Genomic DNA, 19804 nt, shown 5'->3' with positions numbered 1-19804 from the left:
CGGGGACCCCGTCCGGAGGCCGCGCCGCCGGGCGTCAGTCGCCGACGGCCAGGCCCAGCGCGCCGATGACGTCGGCCTTCCGCGGCTGGCCCGAGGCGCGCTTCACGACCCGTCCCGCGGAGTCGAGGACGAACACGGTCGGGGTTCGCATGACGTCCAGCGAGCGGACCAGGTCGAGCCGGGACTCCGCGTCGACCTCCACGTGCGCGACGCCGGGCACCAGCTCCGCCACCTCGGCGAGGATCCTGCGGGTCGCCCGGCAGGGCTGGCAGAACGCAGTGGAGAACTGCACGAGGGTGGCGCGCTCGCCCAGCTCCGCGCCGAGCTCGCCCGCGGTCAGCCGCTGCACGCCGCCCCCTGCCTCCCTGAGCACGCCGCTGCGCCGCCGCATCACCACGCCCGCGAGCGCGGCCGCGGCGAGCGTCACGGCCACCACCGCCGGCCCGGTCACTCCAGCCATCGGGCACCACAACACCCGGCGCCGCCGCGCCATTCCCTGGGCCGCGCCGTTCCCCGGGCCATGCCAGTCCCCGGACCGCTCCCCGCCCCGGGGCCGCATCCCGCTCCACCGCGGCGACGGGGACGCGGCCTCCGGCCGGGAGCCCCGCGCGTCCGCCGGTCAGCGGCCGGGACTGCGCACGTCGAGCAGGACCCGCCCCCCGGCGGTGACGATCTCGAACCTCTCGATGCCGCCCGGAGGGATCGTGGTCGTACCGGGGAAGGCGCCCGACTCGTCGTAGGCCGGATCGTCGACGATCCAGTTCCCCGCCGTCTCCCGGCTCCCGTCCGCCCCGACCACCACCAGCCGGAAGCGGGTGCCCTCGGCGACCCCGGAGAGCACGACCCTGACCTCGGTCGCCTTCTCCCCCGGCAGCGCGGTCACCGTGGCCCGCACCGCCCCGTCCCGCCCCTTCATCACCAGCTCGCCCGGGACCCCCTGCGCGAAGCTCTCGGGCCCCGGGCTGGCCGCGGACTTGCGGCTCGCGCCGGGGGCCTCGCCGGTCAGCGCCGAGCCGCCCTCCGGGGCGTTCAGGGGCCCGGCCTCCGCGCCGGAGTCCGCGGCGTACTGCGGCGCGGACGCCGCCGTCGGCCGGTCCTCGGACCGGTCCGCCGTCACCCAGACGGTCCCGCCGAGCCCGACCAGCACGACCGAGGCGGCCAGCGAGAGCATCGCCCTGGTCATCCTGCGCCGCCGCGCCTTGGCCCTGAGCAACCGGTCGAGCACCGCCCGGGGCGGGCTGGCCACCTGGACCACGTCGTCCTCGGAGACTCGGCCGAGGAACCCGGCCACCCCGGTCAGCTCCGCCAGCTCCGCCCGGCACTCCGCGCACCCCTCCAGGTGCGCCTCCACCAGCGTGCGCTCCTCGGGCTCCAGCGCCCCGAGCACGTACACCCCGAGCGAGATCCGGGTGTCCTCACAGTTCATCGTCATGGCGCGAGCCCCCGCTCCTCCAGCGCCAGCTTGAGCGCCCGAAGCGCGTAATACGTGCGCGATTTCACCGTTCCGGGAGGGATGCCGAGAGCCTCGGCCGCCTCCTTGACCGACTTGCCCTGGTAGTAGACCTCAGTGAGCACCTCGCGGTGCTCGGGTCTGAGCGCGGCCAGCGCCTCGGCGACCGCCCAGGACTCCACGGCCCGCTCCAGCTCGTCGTCGGCGGGCACCACGGCGAGCGCCTCGTCGCCCGTCTCCTGGGGACGCGACTTACGGGCCCGGTGCTGGTCGAAGACGAGGTTGCGGGCCACCGTGAACAGCCATGCGCGGATCGAACGCCCGTGAAGCGCGTCAGGATGCCGCCAGGCCCGCAGCAGCGTCTCCTGCACGACGTCCTCCGCTCTCCCCGAATCGCCCGTCAGCCGCAGGGCGTAGCCGTACAGTGGCCCGCCGTGTTCGTCGAAGAGGGCTCTGACGAGCTGCTCGTCGGCGGTTCCGGCGTGGCTCACACCCTCACGACGTACGGCGGGGCGGTCCGGTTCAGGCACGGCACGACTCAACCACGGTGAGCCCGATCACACCGCCCGATCGCCCGATCCGATGAGAGCCCGGCCGCGAAGTGAACGACTGCGCGCACAGCCGCGCGGTGAACGACTGCGCGCACAGCCGCGCGGTGAACCCCGGCACCTCAGCCGCGCAGCGGGACGTCCGCCGCCTCGGCGCTGATCCGCAGCCCGTCGGCGACCGCCCGCACATCGGTGATCTTGAGGTTGAACGGCAGCTTCCCGATCGGGAGCTTGTAGGTGATGAACCGCTCGGGGTCGGGCACCGTGATGCCGCCGCCCAGCGTGACCTTCTCGGGGACGAACTGCACGCCGCCCTCGACCACCTCGACCCGCAGCCTGGCCTTGGCCGGGACCTTCTGGCCGAGGAAGGTGATCTCCCCGCTGACCCCGAGACCGCTCTCGTCCGCCTGGACCTTGATCCCCTGGGGAGCCCGCTGGTTCAGCGTCGCCTCGGGGATGACGACCGCGCCCACCACCCGCTCGGCGCGGATGTCCACCCGCTCGGGGTGGAGCACCAGGTCGGACAGGGGTGCGGTGACCCCGTACAGGGTGGCGTCCACCCCGGACACCTGGGCGCCGCCGAGGTTGATCGTGCCGACGTCGACCTTCACCTCGTCGTAGCGCCCGGCGATCGCCTGGGTCAGGAACGGGATGCCGAGGATGGTCACCTCGGGCGGGGCGGCCAGGTCGTACCGGGCGGTGGCCCGCGTGGCGATCTCCCGCTGCACCCCGGCGACCGCGACCCGGTCCAGGATCCCGACCAGAACGAGCAGCAGGATCAGAAAAACGAGCAGCTTGCGCATCCGACTCCCCGTCGTTCGTTCCGGTCGTGTCGCGTTCCGGATCATGCCAGAGTGCCACCGCGGCACATCCCCCGGCAATCTTGCCCGAAACGCCGCCGGTCAGCCTCCGGCGAAGGGCGGGAGCACCTCCACCGTCGCGCCGTCGGAGAGCGCGACCTGCCCGTGCGCCCGCTTGCCCACCGGGTCGCCGTCCACCAGGAACGACGACATCCCCACCACCCGGGCCAGCCGCTCCCGGCCGGCGGTGGCACCGGCCAGCAGCTCCTCCAGGGTCGCCGCCTCGAACGGCTCCTCCGCGGTCCCGGCCGCGTCCTTCGCCGCCGCCCAGTAGCGGATCGTGCCCGTCGCCATCTCTGCCCAACTCCTCGAAGAACGCCTGCTGTGAGCATATGCTCACGAGGAATTAACCCGATATCGGCTGTTCACCAGGTGGACGCGCGCTGGACGCCCCACCCCCTTCGGATATCCTCGCCTACAGGACCTGGGCGACGTAGCCCCCGGGTCCTTACGTGTTTTTGTACGGCCGTCGCCGGCATCGCGTGGGGGGAGGCACCGTGAGCGAGCGAAGCGAACGTGCCGTCACGCGCAGGGACCTGCGAGCGAGCCCGACGAAGGAGCGCCCGTGAGCAACCTCCTGCTTCTCACCAACGTCCTGGAGCCCTCCACGGAGGTCCTACCGGCGCTGGGGCTGCTGCTGCACTCGGTGCGCGTCGCACCCGCCGAGGCGTCCGCGCTGATCGACGCCCCGCCCGCCGACGCGATCCTCGTCGACGCCCGCCGCGAGCTCGTCCAGGCCAAGGGCCTGTGCCGGCTGCTGCGGACCACCGGTCTCGACTGCCCCCTCCTGGTGATCGTCACCGAGGGCGGCCTGGCCGCGATGACCGCCGAGTGGGGCGCGGACGACGTCATCCTGGACAGCGCCGGCCCCGCCGAGGTCGAGGCCCGCCTGCGGATGGCCGTGGGCCGGCTGAACCTGTCGGCCGCCGAGGAGGTCCCCGACGAGATCCGCAACGGCGACCTGGCCATCGACGAGGCCACCTACACCGCCCGGCTCCGCGGCCGGGCACTGGACCTGACGTTCAAGGAGTTCGAGCTCCTGAAGTACCTCGCGCAGCACCCCGGCCGGGTCTTCACCCGCGCGCAGCTCCTCCAGGAGGTCTGGGGCTACGACTACTTCGGCGGCACCCGGACCGTGGACGTGCACGTCCGGCGGTTGCGCGCCAAGCTCGGCGCCGAGTACGAGTCGCTGATCGGGACGGTCCGCAACGTCGGCTACCGCTTCGTGCCCGAGCGCGGCGGCGAGCAGCCCGCCGAGGACCGCGAGCCCGCCCGGAGCTGATCCGCCCCGGATCCGGCCTGTCCGGATCCGGACCGCCCGGGCGGGCCGCGGACGCGCGGCGGCCGCCCGGGGCGTCCCGGGCGGCCGACGGCCGGGTCAGCGCGCTCCCCGGCGGTGGGTCACCACGGGGAGGGCGGCGGCGGAACGACGACCGGCGGCCGGTCGTCGCAGGTGATGGTGTTCGGCAACATCCACGGGGCGAGCCAGGGCCCGCCTGCGCCGCCTCCGTCGTTGCCGCCGAGGTCCGTCAGCGAGAACTCCGAGCCGGTGGGCGGGAAGCCGAACGACCCGCAGTTGTTGACGCCGACCGCGCCGACGTTGCGGGCGTCCACGTTCTCGAAGGACGCCGACCCCTTCACCCGGGCGCTGACCACCGAGGTGCCGGTGCCGTCGACCCTGATGTCCTTGAAGCGGACGTCCGGGATGGCGTACAGGTCCTTCACCGACCACTCGCTCACCAGCATGATCGCGTTGTAGGTGCTGTCGAGGTAGTGGTCCCCGGTCACCTCGATGTCCGCGTCGATGTCCTTGTCGAGCGCGTAGAACCAGACGGCCCCCAGGCCGATCTTCCAGTTCAGCTCGAACGTGCCGGCGCGGACCGTGGTGTTGTCCCCGATCCGCAGCCGCCCGGTGAACGGCTCGGCGCCGAAGCGGGCGCCGACGTGGATGGCGCTGCCCTCGCGGACCGGATCGGCGACCAGGTTGTTCGAGACCGTGTTGTCCCGGCCGCCGTAGACGGCGATGCCGTTGGCGAGCGTGGGCGACTGCACGGTGTTGCGGTCGAACGTGTTGCCGGCGTTCGCGGTCTTCTCCGACCACATGGCGAGGCCGTCGTCGCCGGTGTTGCGGATGAAGTTGTTCGACACGACCGAGTTCGTGACGCCGGTGTGGAAGTTGAGGGCGTCGGCGATCTGGTCGACGACGACGTTGTCCGTGATCCTCACGTTCGTCATCGGCCCGTCGAACCACATGCCCACCTTGGTGTGGCGGATGTGCAGGCCCGTGATGGTCGAGTCGCTCATCGCCCCGCCGACGCCGTTCACCTGGTCGGTGTCGATGCGCTCGCGGACGTCGCCCTCGATCGCGAAGCCGGACAGGTGGACGTTCCTGCTCCCGCCGTCCTTCGCGTCCCTGCCGTAGAAGCCGACACCGGTGTGCACCGAGCCGTCGGGGGCCGGGGTCTCCAGGGCGACCTCGCGGCCCTTGATGATCGTGTACCAGTTGCCGGCGCCCTCGATCGTCACGTCGTCGACGATGATGTGGCGGTTCACCTGGAAGGTGCCCGGCGGGATGTAGACCTTGAGGTGCTTGCGCTTGGCGAAGGCGATGGCCCGCTCGAACGCGCCGGCGGAGTCGCGCCTGCCGGACGGGTCGGCTCCGAACGCCAGCACGTTCGCCGCGCGGAGGTCGATGTGCGGCCGGCCGACGAGCTCGGAGTCGAGCAGGTCGATGACCGTCCACTCGGCGTTGCTCCCGGCGGGGACGGTGAGCCGCACCCTGTCGCCCGCGCGGTGGGTGCGACCGAGCAGGAGGCGCTGCTCGTCGTAGAAGTGCATCGGGCGGAACGGCTTGGCGATCTCGGGTGCCGGCGTCGTGGCACCGGGCACGCAGGAGCACTCGGTGATCCACCAGTCGGGGTGCAGCAGGTCGGCGCCGGGGTCGTTGGTGAACGGGTACTGGTTGTACAGCCACGCGTACTGCGAGGTGAGGGTCATGGTCTTCCGCGCCCTGCCGTTCACCGTGACGTCGAGCGGCGCGGTGATGCCGCCGCCGCCGGGCGCGTCCGGGATGCTGTAGCGCACGGTGATCGCGTTGGCCGCCTCCGGCAGCGTGAACTCGACGTGCTGCCCCGGCGTCAGCCGGACCGCCCTGCGGCCGGACGCCTCCGCCGGGAGCGTGTACGCGGTGCGGTCCGGGCCGATGACCGTGCCGTCCGTCGCGGCGTTCTCCGCCTCCTGCTCGGCGAAGCCGACGTCGGCGCCCCGGCCGGCGACGAGCGCCGGGTCGAGGGCGGCGCGCGTCACGACGGGAGCGGGGGCTCCGGTCGTGCCGGTGCGGGCCGGACCGGCCGTACCCGTGCCCGCGAGGGCCGGGCCGCCGGACGCGAGGCCGAGGACGGCGGCGATCGCCGTCACCGCCGCCGCGGCGGCGCCCGTCCGCGGCGGCCCGCCGGGCCGTCCCGCCGTGGCGCCTGTGATGCTCCGTGCCATCGCATGCTCGTTTCTCTCGGGGGGGTGGAAGCCTTCACGCCGCTCGGGGCGGAGCAGAGCCACGAGGGTGAGGTGACAGTAGGACCCCCGCACACCCCTCCACAAGGCTTTGTCAGCTAATTTCGTTTTTCTGCTTTTTAGATGCCTTGCTACGCAAGTTTTTTGCAGTGCGATGTCATGGGGCGTTGCACGCCCGTAGGCGCCGACAGGTACGGCGGGCGCGGCGCGCACGGAAAAGGGCCCGCCGGGGATCCGGCGGGCCCTGGTCGTTCCGGGGGTGCTTACGGGACGACGGTGATGTGGTCGGGAGTCGGCGGTGCGAGCACCGGGTTGGCGGCGAAGTAGGCCGCGAACGCGTCGATGTCGAGCGGGCCGCTCCACACGTCGGTGCCCAGCTCGAAGGTGTCGAAGGCGTCACCGCCGCCGACGAGGAAGTTGTTCGCGGCGACCCGGATCGTCTGGGTGTCCGTCACGGCGACGCCGTCGATCTTCATGTCGGAGACCTTCGAGCCCCACGGCGCACCGGCGCTGTAGGTGTAGGTGAAGTTCGACGACGGCTGCAGGATCTTGGTGAAGGCCTGCTTGTTGGGACCGCCGGTGAACTGCTCCTCCAGGACGGTCTTGAGCTGCGCACCGGTCAGCGTGACCACCTGCATCAGGTTGTTGAACGGCTGGACCGAGAAGGCCTCGCCGTACGTCACCACGCCGTCGCCCTCGCCCGCGGGCGAGCCCGCGTAGGTGAGACTGGCCCGCACGCCGCCCGGGTTCATCAGGGCGATCTGGGCATTGCCGCCGGTCCTGGTCGCGGCGAGCTGGCCGTCGGCGATCAGGTTGCCCAGCGGCGACTCGCCGGAGGGGGCGGCCGTGTTGACGATGTCCGCGGTGATCTTACCGATCGGCTTGTTGGCGACCGTGGCGACGCGGTCCTTCCAGGTCTGCACGAACGCGGTGATCTCCGGGTCCGGGGTGACGGTCCGGGTCACGACCTGGTTGTCGGCGACCACGGAGGAGCGCACCACGTCACGGGTCCGGGTGTCCACCTGGAAGTCGATCTTGGTGATCACCCGGCCGAACGAGCCGCCCTGGCTGTAGAGGCGCTCGGCGCCCTTGGGGTCGGTCACGGTGCACAGGTAGGCCTGGTGGGAGTGCCCGCTGAGGATCATGTCGATCTCGGCGTCCACCTGGGTGGCGATGCGGTTGCCCGCGCCCGGCTGGGCGCTGCAGGCGTCGGGCGACTGGTTCGGGGTGACCTGGTCACCCTCGTGCACCAGGACGACCTGGGCCCTGACGCCGACCAGCTTGAGCAGCTTGGAGGCGACGTTGGCGGCCTTGACCTCGTCGATGAACTCCAGGTTCTTGATGCCCTCGGCGGTGACAATGTTCGGGGTGGTCTGGGTGACCAGGCCGATGAAGCCGATCGGCACGCCGTTCATCCAGCGGATGGAGACCGGGGGCAGCGCCGGGATGCCGTAGTCCTTCAGCAGCGCGCGCAGCGAGTCGCCGTTCTTGCCCAGGGAGGCGAGGGCGTTCTTCTCGGCGGCGGTGTCGGCCCGCTTGAGCAGGACGTTGGCGCCGATGTAGTCGAACTGGGCGCCCTTCCACCGCCCGGCGGGCGAGCAGCCGTCCACCGGGTGGCAGCCGCCGTTCATGATGCGCTTGAGCTCGGCGTAGCCCTCGTCGAACTCGTGGTTGCCCACGGCGGAGACGGTGACGCCGGCCTTGCCGAGGAACTCGACCGCGGGCTCGTCGTGGAAGGCCGCCGAGATCAGCGGGGTGGCGCCGATCAGGTCGCCCTGGGCGACCTTCAGCGTGTTCTTGTCGGAGAGCTGCTTGAGGTGGGTGGCGGCGTAGGCCGCGCCGCCGGCCTCGACCGTGGCGCCGGTCTCGTCGACCATGCGGCCGGAGGAGCCGGTCGGGGGCTCCAGGTGGCCGTGGAAGTCGTTGAGAGAGAGCAGGCGGACCGGCACCGTCTTGGCGGGCTTGTGGCCCGCCTCGGCCGGTCCGACCGCGATCACGAGCCCGGCCGAGGCGAGGACGCCGGCCAGGGCCAACCGCTGGAAGGAACGGGACATCATAGAAAACGACATTAGAGGCGCTATCTATGCAGCGAATGTCCGCAAGGTAACGATTCATCCTGTCCTGAGCTGGCGTCTTTTGCCAGTACCCGATGATCCGCGCAGCCCGGGGCCCGCCTAGAGTCCAGACCATGAACGTGCATGTGGAACGCCGGGAACGGCTCGGCGAACAAGAGGTGGCCGCCGTCCTCGCGATGGTCGAGGCCGCCACGGAGGCCGACGGGGTCCGCCCCCTCAACGAGCACGTGATGCTGCACCTGCGCCACGGGGGCGGCGAGCACGCGGAAGCCGTACTCCTCCGCGCCGGCGGGGAGCTCGCCGGCTACGCGCACGTGGAGGCGGCCGACCCCGCCGGGGGACCGAGCGGCGAACTGGTGGTCCATCCCGCCTTCCGCAGGAGGGGATACGGGAGCGTCCTGCTGCGGTCGGTGCTGGACGGGACGGGGGGCAGGCTCCGGATCTGGGCGCACGGCGGGCACCCGGGAGCCGAGGCGCTCGCGGGGTCCCTGGGGCTGGTGAAGGTCAGGTCGCTGTGGCAGATGCGGCGCCCGCTCTCCGCCCCGCTGCCGGGCTTCACGCTCCCCGAGGGCGTACGGCTGCGCGCCTTCGACCCGGAGACCGACCGGGAGGCCTGGGTGGCGCTGAACGCCCGCGCGTTCGCCCACCACCCCGAGCAGGGGGCCTGGACGATGGAGGACCTGAGACGGCGCGAGCAGGAGCCGTGGTTCGACCCGGCGGGCTTCTTCCTCGCGGTGCGCGGGGAGCGCCTCGCGGGCTTCCACTGGACGAAGGTGCACGGCGCCGGCGGCGGGCACGAGCCGATCGGGGAGGTCTACGTGGTCGGCGTGGACCCGGCCGAGCAGGGCGGCGGGCTGGGCAGGTCGCTGACCCTGGCGGGCCTGGAGCACCTGCGCTCGCGCGGCCTGGCGCAGGTGATGCTGTACGTGGACGAGGACAACACCGCGGCGGTCCGCCTCTACGAGCGGCTGGGGTTCACCCGGTGGGACACCGACGTGATGTTCCAGAAGCTCTAGCGGTCCGTACGTCCGGGCCGGGCGGCACGTGCCGCGGCCAGGTCGGCGAACGGCAGCGGGCAGCAGGGGCTGGCCGCGCAGGCCTCCAGGTCGTCGCATCCGGCCTCCACCGCCTGCAGCAGGGTCCTCCGGATCGTCCGAAGATCGGCGATCTTCTGTTCCACCTCGGCCAGCTTGGCGGCGGCCCGCGCCTGCAATCCGCCGTCGGTCCTGCCGCGGCCGCGGCCGTGGCCGCCCGCCTCCACCAGGTCGGCCACCTCGTCCAGGGTGAAGCCCAGCCGCTGCGCGGTTTTGATCACGCGCAGGGCGACCACGGTCTCCGGCGGGTACAACCGGTGCCCGCCGTTGCTGCGCAGCGGCTCCCGCAGCAGGCCCCGCCGGTGGTAGTAGCGCAGCGTCTGGGCGTTGACGCCCGCCGCCTCGGCGACCTCTCCGGTCCGCAGCCATCCGCCGGTCACGACGCCGCCCGCGGAGCCGCCCCGATCGCCGGTCGGCGGGGTGCGCTCCGCCGGTGCCCGTTCCATGAAGCCCTCCCGGTGCCACGACCGCCCCCTCCGGCGCGGACGGCCCCTGGCTCGACCATAAACCTGTACCCGGGTACAGGATGCAAGCCCCCGCGCCCATCGGCTTCGGGATCACCCGGGAGCGCCCGGCACGCGGAAGGCCGGGACCGGAGCGTCGTGCTCCGGTCCCGGCCTTCCGCGCGGACGGTTACTCGACCATCCAGTGCAGCGCGTAGTAGGAGAGCGCGGCGACGAGCGCGGCGGCCGGGATCGTGAGGATCCAGGCGGTCACGATGTTGCCCGCGACCCCCCAGCGCACGGCCGACAGGCGCTTGGTGGCGCCCACGCCCATGATCGCGCTGGTGATGGTGTGGGTGGTGGAGATCGGCGCGCCGAAGCCGATGGCCGCGCCGTACAGGACGGTCGAGGCCGCGGCCTCCGCCGCGAACCCCTGCGGGGGGTCCAGCGCGATGATGCGCCGGCCGAGCGTGCGCATGATCCGCCAGCCGCCCGCGTAGGTGCCCAGCGAGATCGCCGTCGCGGCGGCCAGGATGACCCACTGCGGGATCGGGTCGCCCTCCTGGGCGTAGCCGCCGACCACGAGCGCCAGGAAGATGACGCCCATGGTCTTCTGCGCGTCCTGCAGGCCGTGGCCGAGGGCCATGGCAGCGGCCGAGAGCGTCTGCGCGTGGCGGAAGCCCCGGTTGGCCTTTGCCGGGTTGGACCGCCGGAAGGCCCACAGGATCGCGATCATGATGATCGCGGCCAGCGTGAAGCCGATCAGCGGAGAGAGGATCATGGGGATGACGACCTTCGCCACCACGCCGTCCCAGTGGATGACGCTGGCCGAGGCGAGCGCCGAGCCGATCAGGCCGCCGATCAGCGCGTGGCTGCTGGAGGAGGGCAGCCCGAAGTACCAGGTGATGAGGTTCCAGGTGATCGCACCGATCAGTCCGGCGCACACGATCACCAGGCCGTGCGATCCTTGGGGGGCGTCGATGATGCCCTTGCCGACGGTCTGGGCCACCTGGGTGCCCAGGTGGGCGCCCAGGAAGTTCATCGCCGCGGCCATGAACAGGGCGGCCCTCGGGGTCAGCGCACGGGTCGAGACCGAGGTCGCGATCGCGTTCGCGGCGTCGTGGAAGCCGTTGGTGTAGTCGAACACCAGCGCCACGACCACCACGCCGATGACCAGGGCGAGCGTGAGATCCACTTAGCTTTCCTTGACCGCGATCGACTCGATCGTGTTGGCCACGTGCTCGAACGCGTCCGCGGCCTCCTCGAGCTGGTCGATGACCTCTTTCATCTTCAGCACGGTGAGCGCGTCGTACTCGCCGCTGAAGAGACGGGCCAGCAGCCGCCGGTAGACCTGGTCGGCCTGGTTCTCCAGGCGGTTGACCTCGATCCAGTACTCGTTCAGGTTCTTCATCGAGCGCAGCCGGGGCATGGCCTCGGCGGTCAGCTCGGCCGCGCGTTCCAGGACCTCGACCTGCCGGACGACCTCCTTGGGGAGGTGCTCGATCTGGTAGAGGACGATGAGGTCGGCGGCGGCCTCCATGAAGTCCATCACGTCGTCGAGGTTGGCCGCGAGGCGGTAGATGTCCTCGCGGTCGAAGGGCGTGATGAAGCTCTCGTTCAGCCGGTTCATGATCGCATGGGTGCGCTCGTCGCCGGCGTGCTCGCAGGCACGCATCTTCTCGGCCAGGGCTTCCCTGTCCGATCCTTCGCTGATGATCTCGACCAGCAGACGGGACGCTGTGACGAGGTTGTTCGCCGAGTCGGCGAACAAGCCGTAGTAGCTGTCCTCACTAGGTGTGAGACGCAGGCGCACGTCGATCTCCAGATGTGCGGGGATGGTCCGCAGAGAAGAGTAAGGGTTACCAGCGGAAATGCGAACTTCACCCGCTAGACGCCCGTTCTTCGCTCTCTGGCTACCCTACGTATGCCCGGCGACACCCGACGGGTCAGGGCTTGACGACATCTTTCCCCTGACCGATTTGCTGGCTTTCGACCATGTTATGCCGAATACTGGTCGCGTATGGGTCTCCGGGGAGTATGGCAAGAGCGCCCGTTCCGCCTTCTCTGGTGCGGCCTGACGGCGTCGGTGGCCGCCGACCACATCTTCCCCATCGCGGTGGTCGTCTCCCTCCTCCGGGACGGCCACGGCGGATCCGCGGTCGGCGTGGTACTCGCCGGACGCCTGGTGGCCCTCGTCGCCTTCGCCGTCTTCGGCGGCGTCTGGGCCGACCGATTACCCCGCCGGGCCGTGATGACGGCCTCCCAGTGCACCCTGCTGCTGATCGTCACCGTGGCCGCGCTCTGGCCCTCCTCCGAACCGGTGGTCCTCGGCCTGGCCGTCTTCCTCGCCGGCGGCACCGAGGCCTTCTTCCGGCCCGCCTTCCAGGCCTGCCTGGCCTCGGTCCTCCCGATGCGCCTGCACCGTGCGGGCATCGGCCTGACCAGCGCCTCCTGGCGGATCGGCGCGGTCACCGGCTCCATCGCGGGCGCCCTCGCCGTCATGCTCCAGAGCCCCCGGACGGCGCTCTGGCTCGCCGCCGCCGGCTTCGCCGCCGGGGCCCTGCTGCTCCGCCACGTCCAGGAGCCCGCGGCCTCCCACGAGGACCGGCTGCCGGTCTCCGCCGAGATCCGCCAGGGCGTGGCCGAGGTGTCCCGCCGCCCCTGGATGGCCACCATGATCTCCGTCACGGCACTCCACCAGACCCTCATCGTGGCCCCCGCCCAGGTGCTGCTCCCGGTCACCACCGTGTCGCCGTACAGATCACCCCTGGAAGGCATGTACGGCCTCACCCTCGCCGCGCTCTCCCTCGGCGGCCTGGTCGGCGCGCTCGTCGCCACCCGCCTGTCCCCGCGCCGGCCCGGCCTGGTCGCCATGATCGCGCTTCTGCCGTACGGACTCGTGCCCCTGGCCCTGATGGAACCGATCGTCCCCGGCTGGGTCTTCACCTGCTACCTGCTGGCCGGGATCGGGCTGGAGATCTCCGCCATCGAGTGGATCGTCGGCATGCTCGGCACCGTCCGGCCCGACCGCCAGGCCCGGGTGGCCTCCCTCGAATGGATGGCCGCACTCAGCATGAGCCCCTTCGCCCTGGCCCTGACCGTCCCGCTCGCCGACCTCCTGGGCCGCACCTTCCTCCTGGCCGCCAGCGCCGCCTGCGCCCTGCTGCCCCTCCTGGCCCTGCTGGTGCCCGGTCTGGCCTCCTTCAGATCCGGGTGCGATGGAAGTTCAGATAGGAACGGCTCGGCGTCGGGCCCCGCTGACCCTGGTAGCGGGAGCCGTACCGCTCCGAACCGTAAGGATGCTCGGCCGGCGAACTGAGCCGGAACAGGCACAGCTGGCCGATCTTCATCCCGGGCCAGAGCTTGATCGGCAACGTCGCGACATTGGAGAGCTCCAGCGTCACGTGACCGCTGAAGCCCGGGTCGATGAACCCCGCGGTGGAGTGCGTGAGCAGGCCGAGCCTGCCGAGAGAGCTCTTGCCTTCGAGGCGGGAGGCGAGGTCGTCGGGGAGGGTGATGACCTCGTAGGTGGAGGCGAGGACGAACTCCCCGGGGTGCAGGATGAACGGCTCGTCGCCCTCGGGTTCGACCAGGCGGGTGAGGTCGGGCTGCTCGGTCTCCGGGTCGATGTGCGGGTACCGGTGGTTCTCGAAGACCCGGAAGTAGCGGTCGAGCCGCACGTCGACGCTGGAGGGTTGGATCATCTCCGGAGAGAAGGGATTGATCCCGACCCTCCCGGACTCGATCTCGGCACGGATGTCACGGTCGGAAAGCAGCACCTGGGCAACCTACCAACCGGCCGGACGGGGATCAGCCGTGAACTCGGTGTTCCGGAGGGTCCAGAGTCGCGCGATTTTCCGCTAGAGTGGGGGCGCGGTTCACCGCTGCGGGTGTAGTTCAATGGCAGAACATCAGCTTCCCAAGCTGACAGCGCGGGTTCGATTCCCGTCACCCGCTCCACACACCGAGGCCCAGGTCAGGGAGAACATCCCGACCCGGGCCTTGATCGTTTCTGGAGCCTTCTCGATCTTCCGTGCAATTGACGTGCAATTAGCCCACGGGAGCGAGCACCCCGGCCGAGCCGTCCTCATCGTCGCCGTCCCGCTTCTCAAGCTGCCGGTCGATCGCGTCGGTGATCGCTCTGTCGGCGCCCCGTACGGCATGCTGATCAAGGCGCCGCCGCACGACCCAGCGTCGCGGACCCCGGCCGCGCATGCGGCCTGGGGGCCGGTCACGGCCGGGGCCGCACTCGGGCCGCCCACCGACCGCCGGCCTCGCCACACCTACCAACGCACCGCCCATAGGCCACGCCGCCGCCACGAGACCACCCCACCCCCTCGCCGGTAACCCACCTGTCTCCGCGACATAGGACCTGATCGCTGTCGGCTGCCTGCCATCGCTCAGATAACCCACATGCTCCGGCCTAGACCGCGATGTCACACTGACACGATGCCCCGACCCGACCTCAGCGAGCCCGAATACCTCCGCCACATCGAGCACCTGGCCCGCGAGATCGTCAACGCGGCGAGCGCCGAAGGATGGCTCACCTACGCCGACGACCCCTCCGAGGCCACCCCGCTTCAGCGAACGGTGAACGAGACAGCCCGCCAGCTCCGCCACTACCACTTCGACGGAGACGGATGCCTCGACGAGGAACGTCCGTTCCTGCGCCTCGCCGGCGTCGTCCTCCTGCGGCCTGACGCCGTTCCCCTCGGCATGGAGGAGAGCTACGCCGAGATCTGCGCCCGTCTGCGAGTCGAGACCCGACCCGAAGGCTGGGCGATCTGGAACATCTGGGCCGAAGACGGCCGGAGCCTCTCGATCGTCCTGGCCGACTCCGACGGGACCGAAGGTTTGCTCATGAACTGGGCGCGGGGAATCGAGGTCTACCCGCTCACCCCGCTGCCGGCCCAAGTCGTGTTGACCCGGCAGGGATGGCTCACCCCGATGACCCTGTCGCCGCGGAGCGCTCGCAGGCTGGGAGTCATCCAGCCTGTGAGCCGGAAAGCACCGATGAACCCCGACGCCTCCGGCGGGGGTACTCCTGCTCCGGGATGATCGCTCAGGGCGTGCCCATCACTGCTGGCCTGCCAGTGGCTGAGGTAGGGGCCTGCTCATCCCGTCCGCCGTCGGCCCGGGACAAGCCGAGCGGACCAGGGCCAGGCGGTCAAGGTCGTTCGTCCGGCGGGGCGCTCCACCTGTACCCGGCGGCCTCGGCCCGCTTCCCCTTCGGGCGGGTCGACGGCAGACGGGGTGATCAGGAGGCGGAGGCCTACGCGCCGCACGGGTGAGGCCAGATCACTGGCTGACCGCCGTGCCATTAGGCAAGGAGACGAGGGGGCGACTACGGTCGCTCATGCCCGAGTCGTCGCCTGCGACTCCAAGATGGCCACCTCATTCATATTCGATAAGCCCTTCCTCCTGCGCCCACCGCCTGAAACCACCGGGACCGAAGGGGAGGAAATACTCGCCCGAAATTAGATCATCGGCAAGCGCCTCCACCATAGGCAAAGTCAGTTGCCCTTCTCTGATCGCACTGCAGAGCAGTGGGAGAGTGGCTGTGACCCGGATGCTTTCCTCTTCGGCGATGGTACGAGGAACACTGTCATCAACTACTATCTCGAAACCTCGGGTCTTTCCGAGAGCGAGCACGCCGCATTCGCCGCGGTTCCGTCCATTGGCAACCAGTCGCTGCTCATAGGCCGCAAAGGCGATCAGGAAGCTCATGTCGTTGCTGCGGTCAACGCTGATCCAGCCTGCGTCGAGGACCTGGTGCAAGGCAGGGTGATCGTGGACCTGGTTTTTGAGCTCGTGTTCGACACTCTCCGGGACGATGACGGGGCGGTCGCCGGCAAGGAACTTCAGAACGCCCAACCACCCATTCACAGCGAAGTGCCGCAGCGGACCGGTGTCGAAAACTAATGCGTCCGACGACGGTGTCACGACACAAACTTCCAGATCTCGTCTTCCCTGCGCTCCCGGCGCGGGGGTAGGTCGTATTCAGTGAAGGTGCTATGGAGTAGTTCTAGCGCGCGCTCCTGGCTGATCCGCTCGTCACGAAAGGCGCGCAGGATCGCCTTCTGATATGAAACGGGTAGGCTCGTTCCTTCAAGGTCGACTGAAACAATTAACCCGAATTCCACAATATCAGCACGAGTGGTGGTGACACTGCGGACGAGTGCAGCACCTTCTCCATCAACGAGATCCAGCTCTTCCAGCCTTCTGGCGAGCGTTGCCATGTCGACCCGAAACTTGCTGGCAAGCAGCACAGCTACTTCGCGGAGTTCACGCGACCCATACTCAGCCCATGCAGTCCGCAGGCCACACTCGGGCAGCAGCAGTGCCCGCGCAAACCGGTCCAGGCATGTTTCAATGTCGTTGCCCTGTCGGTCAGCGACTCTCCAGTCGACGGTGTACTCGTCAGCAATAAGGTAGTGACCCAACTCATGAGCCGCCGCAAGGCGGCGGCGTCCCACCTTGTTATGGCTGTTCACCAGACTCACCCCACCGCGGCGGAGCAAGATCGTCCCGGCATCGGCGGTATCCACTCCTAGATCAACGGAGAAGATCAAGAGACCGATCGCGGCAGCCTTCCCGACCAGGTCGTGTACAGGCTCTGTGTCAGTGAGGCTGAGCATGGCCCGCGTGGCGACGGCAAGAGCGTCGGCGTCCGATGAAGTTTTGGGGGGAGGAGACGGCGCAAAGTTATCTCCAGGCAGCGCGAGTTCCTCAGGTGCCAGTTCAGCAACGAACTCAACGTCAGCAGCAATACTCGCCAAAATTCTGTCGATCTTCGAGTCAGCCGTGTCTAGGCCCTGGCTAGAGCGATGAGAGACCAGCGCTGGAATCGGCTCTGAGAAGAACGAGGACATAGTCACGCCCAGAGACGCCGCAATATCCGACAGCTCAAGGGCGCTGACCTTGCGGATACCACCTTCGATCTTGTTCACCGCTGTTCGCTCAAGGCCCACGAGCTGAGCAAGTTCGCCCTGCTTCAAACCAGCCCGCTCACGCGCCTCCCGGACTCTGACACCAAGCGTCTTCTCGTCGATCTCAGCCATGTGTACGATTTTCGCACACATGGAGGCCAGAGGCACGCACACGGTCGCGGTAGGTGCCTCCGATCGAGCCAGCGGGGCATCTGCAGCTGGTTCGTGTCGCCCTACCGATCCGCTCCCTACGCGACCCCACGCCGCACGGACATAGCGTGTTCAGGGCCGAAAGTTGTTCATGAACCGAAGTAAAGAGGGGCCACTCGCGGCCACTCCCACACCCATGCCTCGTGTTCCCCGCGTACGTGATCCATACCCGGAGGAACATCAACTCCCTGGAGAGCCGCAATCAGCCGACCAGAACTGACATACGCGGCAGGAAGCCCGAGACGACAAGAGATCAGGCGCCCGCGTGCCCGTTGCGTGCCCGTTCGGTCGGCGAGCAGCGGGAAGCCGCGGGGACTCACGGTGACTCCACCGGCGTAGGTCCAGGTCAGAGTTTCCCCAGTCTAGGACGCTTGATCTTGGAAGACTTCCCAAGCTGACAGCGCGGGTTCGATTCCCGTCACCCGCTCTCAGCATGAAGGCCCAGGTCAGGGAGGAAATCCCGCCCGGGTCTTGATCACTTCTGAGGCTTTTCGATCTTCCCGTGCCATTAGCGTGCCATTAGGCCCCGCCCGAGGCAGCCTCGGAGCCATGCCTCCTGTCGGCGGACCGTCTCAGGGATCGGTCGAGTACCGTACTGATCTCCGCCCACGAAAGTCTTGCCCGCATGAGCGAGCACTGCTGTGATGCGATGGCCCATCAGGTGGCGGGGCGCTGTGACCGTCATGACGATCCGTTCGAGTGCCCGGACGCCCTGGTGACATTCGACGCCAGGTTCCAGGAGTACGGCCTGATCATCCACGACGGCGGAACCTCGGCCGTCGGCATCACCTTCTGTCCCTGGTGCGGAAGCCGCTTACCCGCTTCCCGGCGGGATCGCTGGTTCGAGGAGTTGGAGCAACGCGGGATCGACCCGTGGTCGGACGAGATCCCCGCCGCGTGCAACGACGGGCACTGGTTGCGCGCATGAGGATCAACTCTCGCCACTCCGACCACCCCGCCGGTACCGGTGTTCCGATTGCACCACCGTCCTCGTCGTTGCGCCGGATGATCTGCCGGTCGATCGCGCCCGTGATCGCCCTGTCGGCACCCCGCACGGCGTGCTGGTAGATCATCGCGGCGCGCACGTTGTCGTGACCATCCGGGCCATCAGGTCCTTGAGCCCCACGCCCGACTCGGCGGCGAGCATGCTGCCCGTGTGACGCAGATCATGGAGATCAAGGCCGGGCAGGCCCATCTCCCGGACCACGTCCACCCAGCGCGTGCAGGTGTTGAAGCCGCTGCGCCGCAGCGGTCCGCCTTTGGCTCCAGGAACAGCAGCGCCCCGGCTCGTCGCGGACGCAGGTGGCGATGCGCTCCCGCAAGGCAGCGACGATGCTCTTGGGAATGCCGACCACCCGCCGGCCCCGCCGTACTCAACGAACTCGCCGACCACCGGGACGCCACCGCATCAGTCCTGAACCCGACGAGCCCCGACATCGCCTCCCAGCAGCGGCCCGTTCAAGACCTCCTGAGTCAACATGACACCGGTCAACCGCGCCACGAGCATCAGAGTCCCGCCCACTGTCGGACGTTCGACGGCCCTCCCCTTGTTGCTCTCGCTCCCCGGCGCGTACGCAGGATCAACGCCCGCCTCCCTCATCAGGCTCACCAGCCGATCAGGATCGCTCCCATGCCGACATGCGGGGATCATCAGGTTGAACGAGGTCACCTGTCCCCCGTCAACGGCATACTCGAAGCGGTCGGCCGCGTAATCATGCCGGAGAACCGACACGGCCTCCGTCCCGACCGACAGCACTTCCAAAGCGTCGAGTGCCTCCCAGCCGGACTCCTCGATCAGCACGGCCCAATCTCCCAAACGGCCCGCCAGGAGCGTGTCGGGGAACAACCCCTCGTCGATCAGCTCCTCGTAGGTGAGCGGCCTGATGCTCCTTTCCTCAGCGCCCGCACGCCGAAGTGCCTCAGCCTCATCGAGCCCACGGACAAAAGTGAGGCACCACAGGTCGCCTAACCCGTAGTCCCCGGTGAGCCAGACGACATCGGCATAACTGATCTCCATGGGTGCGCTCCCTACTGTTCCGGATGCGCCGCCACGGTAACGATCAGATCCGACAGCCACGCCGCTCCTCCATGCCCTACGACTCCGGATGCCCTACGACTCCGGGCAGGCATCTGCCTCCGGCGAGGGCACTCCGGCTCCGGAATGACCACAAGGACGTGCCGTCGCCGCCGGCCCGTCGATGGATGAGCAGGCGGGCGAGGTATGCCCAGATGCGCCGCCTGCTCCTGCCGTGCCAGGATGACGCCATGTTCAAGGTGATCAACTGGAGAGGTCACCTGCGTGTGAACAAGCAGGCCGGAGCCGAACGGGTGATCACCAGGATGGGCAAGCTCCTGGGAGAACCCTTCACCCTGCTGTCCTACGAGCGCTACCGGAAGATGCCCGATCTGGCCGAGGTGCGGATGACCTCTCCACTCGACGCGCAAGAGCCGCAGGAAGCCGTGTTCCGCGCCCTGCTCGCCGCTCAGCGGATCGGCGGTCCTTGGTCCGTCAGGTGCCACATGTTCAACGATCGTCTGGACTTCGAAGGCATCGCCGCCAAGACAGTCCAAACTCATTTCACCGTGCCCGGCGTCGAATGGCTGCTGTTCTTCGTGTCCGCAGAGGAGCCCGCACCGCAGTCTGAGCAGGAATCACCCGCTCCTTCACCCGGTTGATGTGCGGAG

The 19804-nt window shown here is 69.3% G+C and carries 20 protein-coding genes and 1 tRNA gene; 7 read left to right on the top strand and 14 right to left on the bottom strand.

Annotated features, from left to right (window positions below; translation table 11 throughout):
• Nucleotides 1–34 precede the first annotated feature (34 nt).
• The 5 genes from FHS22_RS03265 to FHS22_RS03245 all read right to left on the bottom strand — a co-directional run bounded on the left by FHS22_RS03265 (nucleotide 35) and on the right by FHS22_RS03245 (nucleotide 3152).
• Entirely contained in the window at nucleotides 35–460 is a 426-nt protein-coding gene (locus FHS22_RS03265) for a TlpA family protein disulfide reductase (RefSeq protein ID WP_260407582.1), read from the bottom strand.
• Nucleotides 461–619: 159 nt separating this feature from the next.
• Nucleotides 620–1432: an anti-sigma factor gene (locus tag FHS22_RS03260; protein WP_184938200.1), complete on the bottom strand. Its 813-nt coding sequence runs from the start codon at nucleotides 1430–1432 to the stop codon at nucleotides 620–622.
• Nucleotides 1429–1941 carry a sigma-70 family RNA polymerase sigma factor gene (locus FHS22_RS03255; RefSeq protein ID WP_184938198.1) on the bottom strand — a complete coding sequence of 171 codons (513 nt, stop codon included), beginning with the start codon at nucleotides 1939–1941 and terminating at the stop codon, nucleotides 1429–1431. Before FHS22_RS03255 ends, FHS22_RS03260 begins: the two co-directional genes overlap by 4 nt.
• 179 nt (nucleotides 1942–2120) lie before the next feature.
• Nucleotides 2121–2801: an LmeA family phospholipid-binding protein gene (locus FHS22_RS03250; RefSeq protein ID WP_184938197.1), complete on the bottom strand. Its 681-nt coding sequence runs from the start codon at nucleotides 2799–2801 to the stop codon at nucleotides 2121–2123.
• A gap of 99 nt (nucleotides 2802–2900) precedes the next feature.
• Nucleotides 2901–3152, bottom strand: coding sequence for a MoaD/ThiS family protein (locus tag FHS22_RS03245; protein ID WP_184938195.1), 252 nt, complete (start codon nucleotides 3150–3152; stop codon nucleotides 2901–2903).
• Nucleotides 3153–3423: 271 nt separating this feature from the next.
• On the opposite strand from FHS22_RS03245, the gene FHS22_RS03240 reads away from it, so the two are divergent.
• Nucleotides 3424–4140, top strand: a complete 717-nt coding sequence (locus FHS22_RS03240) for a response regulator transcription factor (protein WP_184938193.1) — start codon at nucleotides 3424–3426, stop codon at nucleotides 4138–4140.
• 119 nt (nucleotides 4141–4259) lie between these two features.
• Here the strand turns inward: FHS22_RS03240 and FHS22_RS03235 are convergent, their stop codons facing one another.
• Both FHS22_RS03235 and FHS22_RS03230 read right to left on the bottom strand, forming a co-directional pair.
• Nucleotides 4260–6350, bottom strand: a complete 2091-nt coding sequence (locus FHS22_RS03235) for a glycosyl hydrolase family 28-related protein (protein ID WP_184938191.1) — start codon at nucleotides 6348–6350, stop codon at nucleotides 4260–4262.
• A 281-nt stretch (nucleotides 6351–6631) separates the two neighbouring features.
• On the bottom strand, nucleotides 6632–8425 hold the full coding sequence (locus FHS22_RS03230) for a bifunctional metallophosphatase/5'-nucleotidase (protein ID WP_260407581.1): 1794 nt from the start codon (nucleotides 8423–8425) through the stop codon (nucleotides 6632–6634).
• 131 nt (nucleotides 8426–8556) lie between these two features.
• Between FHS22_RS03230 and mshD the strand changes: the two genes are divergently transcribed.
• Nucleotides 8557–9459, top strand: a complete 903-nt coding sequence (gene mshD, locus FHS22_RS03225; protein WP_184938188.1) for a mycothiol synthase — start codon at nucleotides 8557–8559, stop codon at nucleotides 9457–9459.
• Here mshD and FHS22_RS03220 read toward each other — a convergent pair.
• The 3 genes from FHS22_RS03220 to FHS22_RS03210 form a co-directional block, all read right to left on the bottom strand.
• Complete coding sequence (locus FHS22_RS03220; protein WP_221473095.1) at nucleotides 9456–9983, bottom strand: MerR family transcriptional regulator; 528 nt, start codon at nucleotides 9981–9983, stop codon at nucleotides 9456–9458. The two genes, mshD and FHS22_RS03220, sit on opposite strands and share 4 nt — an antisense overlap.
• Nucleotides 9984–10170: 187 nt before the next feature.
• Nucleotides 10171–11175 carry an inorganic phosphate transporter gene (locus FHS22_RS03215; RefSeq protein ID WP_184938186.1) on the bottom strand — a complete coding sequence of 335 codons (1005 nt, stop codon included), beginning with the start codon at nucleotides 11173–11175 and terminating at the stop codon, nucleotides 10171–10173.
• Nucleotides 11176–11793, bottom strand: a complete 618-nt coding sequence (locus FHS22_RS03210) for a DUF47 domain-containing protein (protein WP_184938184.1) — start codon at nucleotides 11791–11793, stop codon at nucleotides 11176–11178. It lies immediately after the preceding gene.
• 207 nt (nucleotides 11794–12000) lie between these two features.
• On the opposite strand from FHS22_RS03210, the gene FHS22_RS03205 reads away from it, so the two are divergent.
• The gene (locus FHS22_RS03205) at nucleotides 12001–13299 is read left to right on the top strand and encodes an MFS transporter (RefSeq protein ID WP_184938182.1); all 1299 of its coding nucleotides are present in this window, start codon (nucleotides 12001–12003) and stop codon (nucleotides 13297–13299) included.
• On the opposite strand, the gene dcd is transcribed toward FHS22_RS03205, so the two are convergent.
• The gene (dcd, locus tag FHS22_RS03200; RefSeq protein ID WP_184938180.1) at nucleotides 13184–13759 is read right to left on the bottom strand and encodes a dCTP deaminase; all 576 of its coding nucleotides are present in this window, start codon (nucleotides 13757–13759) and stop codon (nucleotides 13184–13186) included. The two genes, FHS22_RS03205 and dcd, sit on opposite strands and share 116 nt — an antisense overlap.
• Before the next feature lie 107 nt (nucleotides 13760–13866).
• Here dcd and FHS22_RS03195 point away from each other — a divergent pair.
• Nucleotides 13867–13940: transfer RNA gene (locus FHS22_RS03195), tRNA-Gly, on the top strand.
• 489 nt (nucleotides 13941–14429) lie between these two features.
• Nucleotides 14430–15038: a hypothetical protein gene (locus FHS22_RS03190; protein ID WP_184938178.1), complete on the top strand. Its 609-nt coding sequence runs from the start codon at nucleotides 14430–14432 to the stop codon at nucleotides 15036–15038.
• A 336-nt stretch (nucleotides 15039–15374) separates the two neighbouring features.
• Here the strand turns inward: FHS22_RS03190 and FHS22_RS03185 are convergent, their stop codons facing one another.
• Both FHS22_RS03185 and FHS22_RS03180 read right to left on the bottom strand, forming a co-directional pair.
• The gene (locus FHS22_RS03185; RefSeq protein WP_184938176.1) at nucleotides 15375–15923 is read right to left on the bottom strand and encodes a PIN domain-containing protein; all 549 of its coding nucleotides are present in this window, start codon (nucleotides 15921–15923) and stop codon (nucleotides 15375–15377) included.
• Complete coding sequence (locus FHS22_RS03180) at nucleotides 15920–17041, bottom strand: helix-turn-helix domain-containing protein (protein WP_184938174.1); 1122 nt, start codon at nucleotides 17039–17041, stop codon at nucleotides 15920–15922. The genes FHS22_RS03185 and FHS22_RS03180 overlap by 4 nt, the downstream gene beginning before the upstream one ends.
• Nucleotides 17042–17744: 703 nt before the next feature.
• Here FHS22_RS03180 and FHS22_RS03175 point away from each other — a divergent pair.
• A complete protein-coding gene (locus tag FHS22_RS03175) occupies nucleotides 17745–18047 on the top strand; it encodes a DUF6980 family protein (RefSeq protein WP_184938172.1) in 303 nt (100 codons plus the stop codon).
• Nucleotides 18048–18527: 480 nt separating this feature from the next.
• Here FHS22_RS03175 and FHS22_RS03170 read toward each other — a convergent pair whose 3' ends face one another.
• The gene (locus tag FHS22_RS03170; RefSeq protein WP_184938170.1) at nucleotides 18528–19136 is read right to left on the bottom strand and encodes a DUF6461 domain-containing protein; all 609 of its coding nucleotides are present in this window, start codon (nucleotides 19134–19136) and stop codon (nucleotides 18528–18530) included.
• 248 nt (nucleotides 19137–19384) lie between these two features.
• Here FHS22_RS03170 and FHS22_RS03165 point away from each other — a divergent pair, with 248 nt between their 5' ends.
• Complete coding sequence (locus FHS22_RS03165; RefSeq protein WP_184938168.1) at nucleotides 19385–19795, top strand: hypothetical protein; 411 nt, start codon at nucleotides 19385–19387, stop codon at nucleotides 19793–19795.
• Nucleotides 19796–19804 lie beyond the last annotated feature (9 nt).

This window comes from Thiemannella venezuelensis, from assembly GCF_014203605.1.
GTDB classification, from domain to species: domain Bacteria; phylum Actinomycetota; class Actinomycetes; order Streptosporangiales; family Streptosporangiaceae; genus Planomonospora_A; species Planomonospora_A venezuelensis.
The sequence above is the reverse complement of the archived record's forward strand: the minus strand, read 5'-3'. Positions and strand labels throughout refer to the sequence as shown.